This window comes from Pseudoalteromonas sp. GB43, assembly GCF_054923805.1.
In genome coordinates this window covers 3245892-3259069 of sequence record NZ_JBPCHJ010000001.1, presented here as the reverse complement: position 1 = coordinate 3259069, position 13178 = coordinate 3245892, and the positions used below count along the sequence as shown (strand labels likewise).

Annotated in this window: 9 protein-coding genes, 10 tRNA genes and 3 pseudogenes; 7 read left to right on the top strand and 15 right to left on the bottom strand. The window is 40.9% G+C overall.

Going from position 1 to position 13178, the window contains the following annotated elements:
- Positions 1-40: 40 nt before the first annotated feature.
- Positions 41-1459, top strand: coding sequence for an alanine/glycine:cation symporter family protein (locus tag ACRWSG_RS15540; protein ID WP_462166670.1), 1419 nt, complete (start codon positions 41-43; stop codon positions 1457-1459).
- Between the two features lie 17 nt (positions 1460-1476).
- On the opposite strand, the gene ACRWSG_RS15535 is transcribed toward ACRWSG_RS15540, so the two are convergent.
- The 13 genes and pseudogenes from ACRWSG_RS15535 to ACRWSG_RS15475 all read right to left on the bottom strand — a co-directional run bounded on the left by ACRWSG_RS15535 (position 1477) and on the right by ACRWSG_RS15475 (position 7503).
- A complete protein-coding gene (locus ACRWSG_RS15535; protein ID WP_462166669.1) occupies positions 1477-1923 on the bottom strand; it encodes a hypothetical protein in 447 nt (148 codons plus the stop codon).
- Positions 1924-2095: 172 nt separating this feature from the next.
- Positions 2096-2182: transfer RNA gene (locus tag ACRWSG_RS15530), tRNA-Leu, on the bottom strand.
- Positions 2183-2217: 35 nt separating this feature from the next.
- A tRNA-Cys gene (locus ACRWSG_RS15525) sits at positions 2218-2291 on the bottom strand.
- Positions 2292-2309: 18 nt separating this feature from the next.
- Positions 2310-2385 (bottom strand) — tRNA-Gly (locus ACRWSG_RS15520).
- 104 nt (positions 2386-2489) lie between these two features.
- Positions 2490-2576, bottom strand: a tRNA-Leu gene (locus tag ACRWSG_RS15515).
- A 39-nt stretch (positions 2577-2615) separates the two neighbouring features.
- Positions 2616-2691, bottom strand: a tRNA-Gly gene (locus ACRWSG_RS15510).
- Between the two features lie 59 nt (positions 2692-2750).
- Positions 2751-2837, bottom strand: a tRNA-Leu gene (locus ACRWSG_RS15505).
- Positions 2838-2871: 34 nt separating this feature from the next.
- Positions 2872-2945 (bottom strand) — tRNA-Cys (locus tag ACRWSG_RS15500).
- A 12-nt stretch (positions 2946-2957) separates the two neighbouring features.
- Positions 2958-3033: transfer RNA gene (locus ACRWSG_RS15495), tRNA-Gly, on the bottom strand.
- Positions 3034-3172: 139 nt separating this feature from the next.
- The gene (gene pgsA, locus ACRWSG_RS15490; protein WP_062566986.1) at positions 3173-3718 is read right to left on the bottom strand and encodes a CDP-diacylglycerol--glycerol-3-phosphate 3-phosphatidyltransferase; all 546 of its coding nucleotides are present in this window, start codon (positions 3716-3718) and stop codon (positions 3173-3175) included.
- 42 nt (positions 3719-3760) lie between these two features.
- A pseudogene (gene uvrC / locus ACRWSG_RS15485) lies at positions 3761-5583 on the bottom strand (excinuclease ABC subunit UvrC).
- Positions 5584-5591: 8 nt separating this feature from the next.
- Positions 5592-6242, bottom strand: coding sequence for a UvrY/SirA/GacA family response regulator transcription factor (gene uvrY, locus ACRWSG_RS15480; RefSeq protein WP_054553647.1), 651 nt, complete (start codon positions 6240-6242; stop codon positions 5592-5594).
- Between the two features lie 107 nt (positions 6243-6349).
- A pseudogene (locus ACRWSG_RS15475) lies at positions 6350-7503 on the bottom strand (dicarboxylate/amino acid:cation symporter).
- Between the two features lie 214 nt (positions 7504-7717).
- On the opposite strand from ACRWSG_RS15475, the gene ACRWSG_RS15470 reads away from it, so the two are divergent.
- The 4 genes and pseudogenes from ACRWSG_RS15470 to ACRWSG_RS15455 all read left to right on the top strand — a co-directional run bounded on the left by ACRWSG_RS15470 (position 7718) and on the right by ACRWSG_RS15455 (position 11807).
- Positions 7718-9514 carry a carbohydrate binding family 9 domain-containing protein gene (locus ACRWSG_RS15470; RefSeq protein WP_462166668.1) on the top strand — a complete coding sequence of 599 codons (1797 nt, stop codon included), beginning with the start codon at positions 7718-7720 and terminating at the stop codon, positions 9512-9514.
- A 20-nt stretch (positions 9515-9534) separates the two neighbouring features.
- Entirely contained in the window at positions 9535-10050 is a 516-nt protein-coding gene (locus tag ACRWSG_RS15465) for a hypothetical protein (protein WP_462166667.1), read from the top strand.
- Positions 10051-10244: 194 nt separating this feature from the next.
- Positions 10245-11212 (top strand): annotated as a pseudogene (gene cysK / locus ACRWSG_RS15460) (cysteine synthase A).
- 154 nt (positions 11213-11366) lie between these two features.
- On the top strand, positions 11367-11807 hold the full coding sequence (locus ACRWSG_RS15455; RefSeq protein ID WP_138618601.1) for a hypothetical protein: 441 nt from the start codon (positions 11367-11369) through the stop codon (positions 11805-11807).
- A 73-nt stretch (positions 11808-11880) separates the two neighbouring features.
- Here the strand turns inward: ACRWSG_RS15455 and ACRWSG_RS15450 are convergent, their stop codons facing one another.
- Together ACRWSG_RS15450 and ACRWSG_RS15445 are read right to left on the bottom strand one after the other, a co-directional pair.
- Complete coding sequence (locus tag ACRWSG_RS15450; RefSeq protein ID WP_054553650.1) at positions 11881-12180, bottom strand: DUF6172 family protein; 300 nt, start codon at positions 12178-12180, stop codon at positions 11881-11883.
- Positions 12181-12315: 135 nt separating this feature from the next.
- Positions 12316-12831, bottom strand: coding sequence for a VC2046/SO_2500 family protein (locus tag ACRWSG_RS15445; RefSeq protein WP_054553651.1), 516 nt, complete (start codon positions 12829-12831; stop codon positions 12316-12318).
- Between the two features lie 112 nt (positions 12832-12943).
- On the opposite strand from ACRWSG_RS15445, the gene ACRWSG_RS15440 reads away from it, so the two are divergent.
- Together ACRWSG_RS15440 and ACRWSG_RS15435 are read left to right on the top strand one after the other, a co-directional pair.
- Positions 12944-13028: transfer RNA gene (locus tag ACRWSG_RS15440), tRNA-Tyr, on the top strand.
- A gap of 49 nt (positions 13029-13077) precedes the next feature.
- Positions 13078-13162, top strand: a tRNA-Tyr gene (locus tag ACRWSG_RS15435).
- Positions 13163-13178: the final 16 nt, after the last annotated feature.

Genomic DNA, 13178 nt, shown 5'->3' with positions numbered 1-13178 from the left:
TTGCGCCGCAGATTTTCCACTCGCTCACAAGGCAAGAAAAATGACAGACATTATAAATAATATAAGTGGTCTCCTTTGGGGTCACATTCTGGTTTACCTTTTAATATCTGCGGGGCTATTTTTCACTCTTCGACTCGGTTTTATTCAATTCACTCAATTCCCACATATGATCAAAGTGATGTTTCAGAGCCGCCAAGGTTCTGGCGATGGCATTTCTTCATTCCAAGCTTTTTGTACTTCTTTAGCTGCGCGAGTTGGTACGGGTAATATGGCAGGTGTTGCCGTTGCACTTTATTTAGGCGGTGCCGGTGCAATTTTCTGGATGTGGCTTATTGCATTAATAGGTATGGCGACAAGTTTTGCCGAGAGTACCCTTGCTCAGGCATATAAAACGGTCGATGAAGATGGCAACTTTCGTGGTGGCCCTGCTTATTATATGGAATATGGGTTAGGTAAACGCTGGATGGGTGTGATCTTTTCTCTTTGCCTTATTCTTGCTTTTGGCTTGGTATTTAATGCTGTTCAATCAAACTCTATTGCTGCTGCATTTAATGTTGCATTTGGTATTCCAAACTATGTTGTAGGCATCGGCTTAGTATTAGGGTCAGGTATTATCATTTTTGGTGGCTTAAAAACTATTTCACGTTTTGCAGAAATGGTTGTGCCATTTATGGCGCTGGCTTATTTGTTAGTTGCACTTTATGTATGTGCCATAAACTACGATTTATTACCTAATGTATTTATGCATGTTATTAATAGTGCCTTTGGTATCGAGCAAGCGGGTGCGGGTGCAATAGGTTATGGTGTAATGCAGGCCATGATCCAGGGTATTAAGCGTGGCTTATTCTCTAATGAAGCTGGTATGGGTAGCGCTGCAAATGCTGCTGCAACGGCAACACCTAACCCACCGCACCCAGCCTCACAAGGTTATGTACAAATGCTCGGCGTATTTGTAGATACAATTATTATATGTACTGCAACTGCAGCCCTTATTTTATTATCACAACAGCTTATACCTGATTCAGGTGTGACTGGCATTGCGTTAACACAAGCTGCCCTTGAAGAACATGTTGGTAGCTGGGGTGCCACCTTTGTTGCAATTGCAATTTTGTTTTTTGCATTTACCTCGATTGTTGCTAATTATTCTTATGCCGAAACCAATTTATTGTTCTTAGAGCATAACCATGCATCGGGTATGTTGATCTTCCGATTACTGGTACTTGGTATGGTGATGTTTGGTGCGCTTGGAGAATTACCACTAGTATGGACCCTTGCCGATGTCTCTATGGGTCTAATGGCTATCGTTAACGTCATCGCTTTGTTTATGTTATCGGGCGTCGTTATTTGGCTCGCGAAGGATTACAACACCCAACGTAAGGCAGGTAAATTACCTACTTTTGATCCTTCGCAAAACAAAAAGCTAAATCAAACCATTCCTAAAGGCGCATGGCGTAAATAATCTAGTTAAGTAAATTCTTATTTAGGGAGCGTTTGTGCTCCCTTTTTTGTATTTGTTAACTTTTCGAAAACAGACAATATGAATGTAATTTGTTGCTCGTTAAGCTTTGACTCAAGCTTAGTAACAAGCTGATCTTTAATTTGCGCTTTTAATGCTTGTTTTTGCTCTGCGGTTAGGAATGGCTGCGATTGTTGCTGATAAGATTGCACAGCATTAAGCATATCCATCACCACGTCATTATCAAAATCGGTTAGCGCTGCTTTGGCATTACTAATTACTTGTTCTGATTTATCGAAGACCGTCGATACTTTATCAACAAGCACGCTCACCTCATGAATTTTCAGAACGTCGTTAATGTTCGACATAATAATCGCAACAGGAATAAGTACTAACGAGATCGCTAGACAAAGACCAAATACTGCGCCTACCCAGAACTGATTTAAGCCACGTTTAAATTGCTCCATTATCTTTCCTTGATCCTATTTAGTGAATTCAGTAGTGCTGAAAACTTGAAAACGCATTTGCTTATTTAAAAAGACTAAGGAAACTATAGAGCTATTTTGGCAATAAAAAAATAGTTAGATGAGGTTATAAAAAGAAATATAAATGAAATAAAGAAGAGGTATTTTATATAAATGGTGCCCGGGGCCGGACTTGAACCGGCACGCTGTTACCAGCGAGGGATTTTAAATCCCTTGTGTCTACCAATTCCACCACCCGGGCATCGGGTCGCTCGAAAGAGCATGTGGAGTATTATATGGAGGCGGAACCCGGAGTCGAACCGAGGTAGACGGATTTGCAATCCGCTGCATGGCCACTCTGCCATTCCGCCTTATCGCTTCCAAATAATTGGAGCGGCACACGAGGCTCGAACTCGTGACCTCAACCTTGGCAAGGTTGCGCTCTACCAACTGAGCTAGTGCCGCAAATTTGTTTCTGTCAGTATTTTGTCCGTTGGTGCACAACCTTGAGGTTGCGATGATAACGTTCTGGCAACTGAACTAGTGCCGCAAATTTTTCTTTATCAAAATGGTGCCCGGGGCCGGACTTGAACCGGCACGCTGTTACCAGCGAGGGATTTTAAATCCCTTGTGTCTACCAATTCCACCACCCGGGCATCGGGTTTGCTATTTAAAGCAAGTGGATAAAGCTAATATGGAGCGGCACACGAGGCTCGAACTCGTGACCTCAACCTTGGCAAGGTTGCGCTCTACCAACTGAGCTAGTGCCGCATCATATTAACTCTAATATCATTTTTATAACCACATTTGGTACTGTAGTTAACCACAAATGGTGCCCGGGGCCGGACTTGAACCGGCACGCTGTTACCAGCGAGGGATTTTAAATCCCTTGTGTCTACCAATTCCACCACCCGGGCATCGGGTTGCTCATAGAGCGCGTGGAGTGTTGAATGGAGGCGGAACCCGGAGTCGAACCGAGGTAGACGGATTTGCAATCCGCTGCATGGCCACTCTGCCATTCCGCCAAATTAGATAATTGGAGCGGCACACGAGGCTCGAACTCGTGACCTCAACCTTGGCAAGGTTGCGCTCTACCAACTGAGCTAGTGCCGCTTTCTTTATCTTGGGGGCTATGCCCTCTCAACACGGACGCATTCTACAGAGATTATTAAACGCGTCAATATAAAAAATGCTAGTTTTGAACTGTTTGCTTATTTTTTATCTAAAACGGTGTGTAATTAAACGTTTAGGATCAATTTTTGGTCAATTCTGACCATGCTGCCATTAAATACTGCAACATAGAACTAAGCGTTAAGAATGTTGCGACGTACAAAAGGCCATAACTTAAGTAGATCATCCATGTATCAAACTGCCAGATCAAACCAATAATGGCTAGCATTTGTGCCGCAGTTTTAAACTTGCCCATGTTTGATACAGCTACGTTGTCACGTTTACCCTGCTCTGCCATCCATTCGCGTAAGGCAGAGATAACAATTTCACGGCTAATAATCACTAATGCCGGAATAGTCATATACAAACTTTGATAGTGGCTTGATAAAGCAACCAGTGCTGCGCACACCATTACTTTGTCAGCAACCGGATCTAAGAACGCACCAAAAGGCGTTGACTGATTTAAACGACGCGCTAGATAGCCATCAAGGATATCTGTGATTGACGCAAGCCAGAAAACAAACGCAGCTGCAAAAAATGCCCATGAGAAAGGCAAATAAAATATCACCAAAAAAATGGGGATAAGAAAAAGTCTAAAGGTTGTGAGTGTGTTTGGAATATTCCACATAACTACTTGGAGATGTCTTTTTTTACTATATTCGCACGAAGGCTAAGCCTTGTCATGCAAATGATTAAATATCTTTTCAGCCATTTCAGGGCTGATCCCAGGAACTTGTTTTAATTGGTCTATATTAGCAGCTTTTACCCCTTGCATGCCCCCTAAATATTTTAATAATGCTTGTCGGCGTTTTTGTCCTACGCCGGTAATTTCTTCTAACAATGATTGTGTGCGTTGTTTTTGTCGTTTATTACGATGCCCTGCAATAGCAAAACGGTGCGACTCATCACGAATATGCTGAATTAAATGCAGCGCTGGCGCATCTGAATCAAGTGGTATTGTTTTACGTCCGCCATCAATTAATAGCGTTTCTAAACCTGGTTTTCGACTAGTACCTTTTGCAACACCTACCAACAATGGCATTTTATTATGCGGCCAGTTTTCAAAATATTGCTCAGCACGAGATAATTGACCTTTACCACCATCGATAAAGATGACATCTGGAATTTTTTCTTCATCGACAACTTTGTTGTAGCGTTTATTAAGTGCAAATTCCATCGCAGCATAATCATCACCACCTGTGATGCCAGTAACATTAAATCGGCGATATTCTTTATTATTTGGCCCTTGCGAATCAAACACCACACAACTTGCTACCGTGTTTTCACCCATTGTATGGCTGATATCAAAACATTCCATGCGATTAATATCATCTAGACGTAATGTTTCTTTTAATTGTGCGTAACGTTTATTAATGGAGTCTTGGGTACTTTGCTTAACACTAATGCTATTAAGGGCATTTTTATTAGCAAGCTTTAAATACTGTGCCCGCTCACCGCGATTAGCAACTTTTAAACTCACTTTACGTTCAGAGATAGCCGTAAGCGCTTCACTTAATGGCTCACTTTCTTCAATACTGAACGGTAAGATAATTTCTTTGGCAATACGCCCCGTTGCACCGGGTGCTAAATAATATTGACCTAAAAACGAGGTTAGAATTTCTTCTTCACCGGAGTCTTTTGGTACTTTAGGGAAATAAGTTTTACTGCCTAGCACTTTGTGGTCGCGGATCATTAATAAGTGAACCGCATTTAAACCATTTAAATGCGCAAAACCCACTACATCCATTTCGGCATGATTACCTGAAATAGATTGTTGCTCCTGCATTTTTCGAAGCAACATGATTTGGTCACGGACTTGGCCGCAAGCTCAAATTTAAGTTCTTTACTTGCTTGCTCCATCTTTGTGACTAAATCGGCGATAACTTCATGAGATTTACCCAGCAAAAACTTACGGACAAAATCAACTTCTTGTTGGTACTCTTCATCGGAGATTTTATTTACACACGGTGCTGAGCAGCGCTTTAACTGATATTGTAAACAGGGACGGCTTCTCGCTCGATAATAGGCATCTTCACATTGGCGAACCGGAAAAATTTTTTGCATTAAACGCAAACTTTCAGAAACCGCTCCCGCACTTGGGAATGGACCAAAATATTCGCCTTTAATTTTTCGGCTACCACGATGAAAAGCAAGTCGCGGGTGCTTATGATCAGTTAACAGAATATATGGATATGACTTATCATCTCGCAGCAAAATATTATAACGAGGCTGATATTTTTTAATTAGATTGTTTTCGAGTAATAAGGCTTCGGTTTCGGTGTTAGTCAGGGTGACTTCAATACCGCAAATATTACTGACTAAGACACGCGTTTTACTATCAGTTACATTGCTACGGAAGTAACTACTGACACGCTTTTTTAGATTTTTTGCCTTACCGACATAGATAACTTGCCCTTCACTATCAAGCATTCGGTAGACACCGGGCTCACTTGATAGTGTTTTTAAAAAACGGGCTGGTTCGAAATCAGACATTGAGCAAATTAATGCGAGCTATCAATGTCGATCATTTTATGACGAATTGCTAAATGGGTAAGTTCAACATCCCCCCCTACATTTAGCTTTTCAAACATGCGATAGCGATAGCTATTCACCGTTTTTGAACTGAGGTTCAAACGCTCTGCGATGTCTTGCGCTTTCTCACCTTTAGTGATCATCAGCATGATTTGCAGCTCACGCTCGGACAAACTCTGGAAAGGGTTTTCATCTGTTCGCCCACTTACCTGGGCAAGCGCAATTTGCTGCGCAATTTCAGGCGCAATATAACGTTGTCCTGCATTCACTGCACGAATGGCATTAACCATTTCGTCAGAACCGGCACCTTTAGTTAGATAACCGTGTGCACCGATTTGCATTACTTTACTTGGGAATGGGTCTTCACAATGCACAGTAAGCACAATAATTTTTACATCTGGGCAATAACGACAGATTTTCTTTGTCGCTTCTAAACCGCCAATACCTGGCATATTCATGTCCATCAACACGATATCTGGTGAATGTTGACGGCAAAATTGCACCGCTTCTTCACCGGTTTTAGCTTCACCCACCACTTTAAAACCGCGAACATCATCAAGTATACGTCTGATCCCTGTCCGTACAAGTTCATGGTCATCAACTAAAAGTACATTAATCAATGGAACACCCTCAAATAACCAAATAGCTGCTTTCGCACAATTTAATGTGCCACATTAGCACAGAAAAAGTGAAACGATAAATCAAAATATCGTTTCACTAATTAAATTTAAGCTGATGCTTTCTCGCTGAAACAATCAACCCATAGGGCAATGATACCATCACCTGTTACATTACAGGCAGTACCAAAGCTATCTTGTGCTAAATAAAGTGCAATCATTAATGCAACTGCACCTTCATTAAAACCAAGCATACTTGTTAAAAGACCCAATGCCGACATAACTGCCCCACCTGGTGCGCCAGGAGCAGCAATCATTACAACGCCTAGCATCATAATAAATGGCAACATACCAAATAACGATGGTACATCCATATTCGGTGATAAGAACATTACAGCCATTGCACATGTCACAATCGTAATTGTTGAGCCCGATAAATGGATAGTTGCACATAAAGGTACTGTAAAGTTAGCCACATCTTCTTTTACGTTATTTGCTTTGCTTGAGCGAAGTGAAACTGGAATTGTTGCTGCACTCGACATTGTACCTAAAGCAGTAAAATAAGCGGGTAGCATATTTTTTACAAGCTCTAAAGGATTACGCTTTAGTAAAAAACGCCTGTAGATACATATAAAACAGTAAGCCATAGCCAATGCATAATTAATGCAGCTAGCAAAACAATACCAAATGTTTGCAGCGTATCAACCACGGTGCCAGCAACTGTCATTTCCGCGAAAACACCTGCAATGTAGAAAGGTAACGCAGGAATAATTACTTTTGCTAACAAGCCATCAATCACATCACGGCCCTGATCAGATACTTTCTTTAACGTATCAAGCTGTAACTGGCTCATACCAATACCAAAAATAAATGCCGCAGCAAGTGCTGTCATTACACTCATAAGAGGTGGGATTTCTAAATCAATAAAGCTGCCCACTTCGGTAGCAACTTCTGCTTCAAACGTTAAACCGCCATCAAACAATGGGATCATAGCGCTGACAAGTAAAAAAGCTAAGGTTCCAGCAATAACGGTTGAACCATATGCAAAGCCAACTGTTTTTCCTAACAAGTGGCCTGACCCTTTTGGTAAACCAGCAATACCTGATGCGATAAAAAATAAAATAATTAACGGGATGGTAAAGGTGATCAACTGACCTATTATTTCTTTTACTGTGTAAAGGAGTTCAACACCTGTTAGTGGCACATATAAGCCCACTAAAATACCGGCAACAATACCAGCAATTAATTTTAGAATTAAATTCATAACAATCACTTCAATTTTTAGGTGGTAATCTTTTACCACGTTTTAGTTTACTTTTGTTATAAAACAGCCAAATTAACGTTTAACTGCGCAAATTACCACCACAGCTTGTTAGAATCTAATTTGAACGTAAATATATGCGCCCTGTCGCGTTGCATTTGTTAACAAAGTTGCAAATTAATAACATGCTCGCAGTTTTGAATACCATATAGTGCTTATGTATAAATCAATGTTAAGTGCCGCTCTATTAAGCGTGCCTTTTACCAGCTTGGCCACCAGCCAACCTGTCACCCTTCCTTTTATTGCAGAGCAGGCAACAATCGACGGCCAGCTTAATGAACCAAGTTGGCAACGTGCAAAAAAAATTACCATAGGCAACGTTACTTGGCCTTACGAAAACAGTAAAAGCCCCGTCACCACCTACGCTTATGTTTATGAGGATGGCGAAACACTCTATGTAGGCTTTGAAGCGAGAGATCCGATCCCTGAACTTATTCGCGCCTTTTATCGTGATCGTGATGCTGCCTGGGATGATGACTTAGTTGGCCTAAAAATAGATTCATACAATAACTCTCAATTAGCCTATCAATTTTTTATTAATCCTCTTGGCGTACAGCAAGACTCAATAGAAAATGAACTAACCAAGCAAGAAAGCTCATCATGGGATGGTATTTGGGATAGCGTCGGTGTTATTCATGATAAAGGCTATACCGTTGAAGTGGCCATTCCATTACGCGTATTGAATTTTGACGACAGCGTAGCGACTAAAACGATGGCAATGGAGTTTTTACGCTTTTTACCGCGCAGTGAACGGTTACGTATCTCAAATATGCAGATTGACCACGGGAACAATTGTTGGATTTGCCAAATGCCAAGTTACCAAGGCTTTGAACAAGCAAAGCAAGGCAATAACGTAGCGATTATTCCATCTTTGGTGCTTGGCAAAAATGAGACCCGTGATATTGATGGCTCTCAAGTAGCTGATTGGGAGTCAGAGAACAATACTGAAGCCAGCCTAGATGTTAAATGGGGGATCACCCCAGATATCACCTTAAATGCGACGATTAATCCTGACTTTTCTCAGGTTGAAGCAGATGTTGCACAATTGAGTGTGAACAATAATTTCAGTTTGTTCTTCCCTGAAAAGCGCGCGTTCTTTTTAGATAACGCTGACTACTTTGCCTCAACACTTAACCTTATTCATACCCGTAATATTGCCCAGCCAGATTACGGCACGAAAATCACCGGCAGCAAAAATGGCCATACATTTGCCGGTTTCATTGCCAATGACACACAAACAAATGTGTTGATCCCGGGCAATTTAGGTTCATCGCTTGTCGCCCTCGACGAAAAAGGTGAAAACGGTGCCCTGCGTTATCGATACGATTTTGAATCAGGATTATCACTTGGCTCAACGGCAACACACAGACAAAGTGATGACTACAAGAACACGGTTTACAGTATTGATAGTAAATACAAACCAACAGTCAACGATGTTTTTTTAGTGCAAGTATTAAAGTCACAAACGCAATACAGCCAAGACTTCATAGATGAGTTATGTGATGGAGATAACTGCTCACAGCCAGAGCAAGTAAGCTGTGAATTAAATAGTGACTGCGACTACAACGAAGGCGTACTGCGTGTTTTGAGTAAAGAACAGCAATCAGGCACTGGTTACTACGTAAAGTATCAACATGACGAGAAATATTGGCGCGCATTTGCCGATTATAATTATCGCGATGCCGATTTGAGAGCAGACTTAGGTTTTATCTCACAAGTTGATTTTAAGAAGTTTACGACTGGGGGTGAATACCGTTGGTATGGTGATAAAGGTAATTGGTGGAATCGCGCAAACCTTTATGCCGATTGGGATATTACTCACAACGAAAATAATGAACTTCTCGAAAAAGAAGCACAAACCAGCTTTTCAGTCAGCGTCCGTTACAAAGCTTTTTTGAGGTCTCTGTTGAGCATCGTAATCGCACTGGCCTTCGCCACGACAAATCACGTTTAGATATCGACGGCAACACCGACTTGTTTAGCGAAAATGGCGTTGGCTTGTACAGTGACTTTAAACCCAGCGCTGGGGTATTTGCTTCTTTATATATGTACACAGGTAATGCCGTTGATTTAGCTAATAACCGCGTTGGTGATAAGTTCCATATACGCCCTGTGCTGAATATGAACCTTGGTAAGCATTTTGAAGTGCGTTTACGTCATACTTATGAGCAACTTGAAGCCGATGGCAGTGAAGTATTTACCGCCAATTTAAGTGATGTGCGTTTAACTTACCAATTCAACGTGAATAGCTTTTTACGCCTTGCAGTCATTTATACCGATTTAGAACGCAATCAGGCTAATTACATAGATGATGTTGATAGCCAATATAAAAAGTTAGCCACTCAGCTACTGTATTCTTACAAGCTGAACCCGCAAACTGTATTCTTTGCTGGTTACTCTGATAATGGCTATCAAGATGATGAGCTGTCATCAATGACTAAAGAGCAGCGTACGTTATTTGCCAAGTTTAGCTACGCTTGGTTGCTTTAAGACCTTATCAGCGCACCTTTTGGTGCGCGCCCTTCTTTTCCCACCTTATTACTAAATGCTATAAGCCTATTCGCTATATGTTATAGCCAAACTTTACTTTCGTTTTTTATTCACCACAGTAAAGTGTGACTATTACAGATCAATAGCCTAAGCTCATTGATCACGATTGAATAAATTGCTTCCAAGGGAACAGTATGTCTAACATTTTTGAAGATAATTCATTAACGATTGGTAATACACCAATTGTAAAGCTTAACCGCGTAACATCAGGTAATGTTTTTGCTAAAGTAGAATCACGTAACCCAAGCTTCAGTGTTAAATGCCGTATTGGTGCTTCAATGATCTGGGAAGCAGAAAAGTCAGGTGTCTTAACTAAAGACAAAGAGCTAATCGAGCCTACATCTGGTAACACAGGTATTGCGCTTGCATTCGTTGCTGCATCACGTGGTTATAAATTAACACTGACTATGCCTAATACAATGAGCCTTGAGCGTCGTAAATTATTAAAAGCGTTAGGTGCTAACCTAGTTTTAACTGATGGCGCTAAAGGCATGAATGGCGCAATTCAAAAAGCAAAAGAAATTCAAGCAAGTGAGCCTGAAAAGTACATTCTTTTACAACAGTTCGAAAACCCAGCTAACCCAAAAATTCACTTTGAAACAACAGGTCCTGAAATCTTTGAAGCAATGGACGGAAAAATCGACATTTTCGTAGCAGGTGTTGGTACTGGTGGTACTATTACAGGTGTTAGCCGTTACCTTAAACTAGAGAAAGGCTTAAATGTACAATCGGTTGCTGTTGAACCAACTAACTCGCCAGTTATTAGCCAAACTTTAGCTGGTGAAGAAATTAAACCGGATATCATAAAATCCAAGGTATCGGTGCAGGCTTTATCCCAGGCAACCTTGATTTAGAAGTTGTAGATGCTGCAGAGCAAGTATCAAATGAAGATGCCATTGCCATGGCTCATGAACTGATGAAAAACGAAGGCATTTTAGTGGGTATTTCTTCAGGTGCCGCAGTAGTTGCTGCAAAGCGCCTTGCTGAAAAACCTGAAAACGCAGACAAAAACATTGTGGTAATTTTACCAAGTGCAACTGAGCGTTACTTATCAAGCCCATTATTTGCTGAAGAGTTCAGCGATAAAGAGCTTGTTCAGTAATCACCAAGAATCTCTTAGTTTTTAAAAAGGATGCAAACATGCATCCTTTTTTATTATCCAAAATAAATAAAACTATTAATTTTACCGAGTTAACTTTACATCATGCTCATTTAGTCACACACTTTATTTTAAGTTCACTCGAAAAACTACAACAATGAAAAATATACTTTTAATTTTTATCCTTTTAAGTAGCAGCATTCTTTCCGGTTGCGGCTCTGAAGATGCACCAAAAGGTGAAAAAAACACCCCTGGTAACGTAGCGACCCTCTATTTTGATGCTTTGTATAACCAAAACGATTTAAATAAAGCGATGGAATACGCCACGCCGAAAATGGCGCGAATTATGAAATCTTATGGTACCGCTGGGCAGTTCGCTCGCAACTTAGTCAATATGCAATACGATGAAGTGGTGATTGAAGTCGATATGACTAACATGAGCTTGCGCGAACAGTATGGCGATAAAGCCAACATCAATTTGATTTTTACGGGTTATTTTAATGGTAAGAAAATTGATGATATGCGCAGTGTGAAAATGATGCGTAAAAAAGGCAATTGGTACATAGAAAAAATAAATGCCGATCCGTTTGCGCGATAATTGATTACTAAAACTAAAAAGGGCCTGATGGCCCTTTTTTGTTTTAGAGTATTACTGCGAACTGATATTCGTATTACTCTTCGTCAAACTCTTGATGTTGACGCTGTGCAGGACGCGCTAAGATTTCGACATAAAACGATGTAAGCTCTTTTGCTTCAATATCGCTAATACATTTATTAATCTCTGCCACGTGAACGACATTGGCCTCATCCGCTGATTCACCAAACTTACAGTCAAACGCCCAATAGTCGGCACCTGCTGGGAGTGTTTTATTACGCTCACGTTTCAAGTATTTTTTTACTTCGTGCTTGGCTGCATCAACCATACGAGGGTATTTAATTTTCTCGTGGTTTAGCGTGAATGTTTTCTTCATTATAGTCCTAGTAACTTGGTTCAATGACAATGGCATTAAGCCATAGACTGCTATTATAACAAGCGCATCTTAATTTAGCTGTACTTTTTATTAAGTTTATTCATAGTCTATGACAATTCGATTAAGCCTCGAATGCTAAGCTGTCGCCAAATGCAGAGGTTGATGTATCGCCTCATTAGTAAGACTATCATAAAATGCGGCAGCGTCGATTTGTGGGCGCTCAACGGGTTTGTTTTTTTCATAAAAGCGTTTTCTAACTGCTGGCTCACAGTTATCAATCACTTCTAGCGGCACATGTTGCTTATCATCACGAACATTCAAAGGCTCTGGATTTAAGCAATGACGTAATTTTATATCTGATAAACCACCTTGCAATAGTCTAAATGCATTTTCTTGCCCAATTAGCATATCAAACTGTTCGGGAGCTAATGGTTGTGTAGGACCAGCACCTAATTCAGTACGCAGAGCAGACTCAGATACTTCAGGATTGCTTAATTCAGTTTTTGGTAGGTGGAACTGGCTAAAATCGAGCGCATCATGAGAAAGCATTGCGAGTAATAAAGCAAACTCTCCAGAGCGGTGCTCGTGAACACTTTTATTTAGACGATTATCGAGTTGACTCTCTGTGAGCAACAAACCATCAATTTGCATAGTCTTTAGCCAAATAGTTTCTTGATTAACCAGTTATCGGCATTTATGCATTTTTCTTTAGTTTTTTTCTTTACTTAAATAATCAGTTTGCTATTATCAGCGCCGTTGCATTGGAGGGGTTCCCGAGCGGCCAAAGGGATCAGACTGTAAATCTGACGGCTCAGCCTTCGCTGGTTCGAATCCAGCTCCCTCCACCACTTTTCTTCTCAGTGAAGTGGGGCCAAATGCAATAGTAAAAATTTGTGTGGAGGGGTTCCCGAGCGGCCAAAGGGATCAGACTGTAAATCTGACGGCTCAGCCTTCGCTGGTTCGAATCCAGCTCCCTCCACCACTCTTACTCTTTCTAG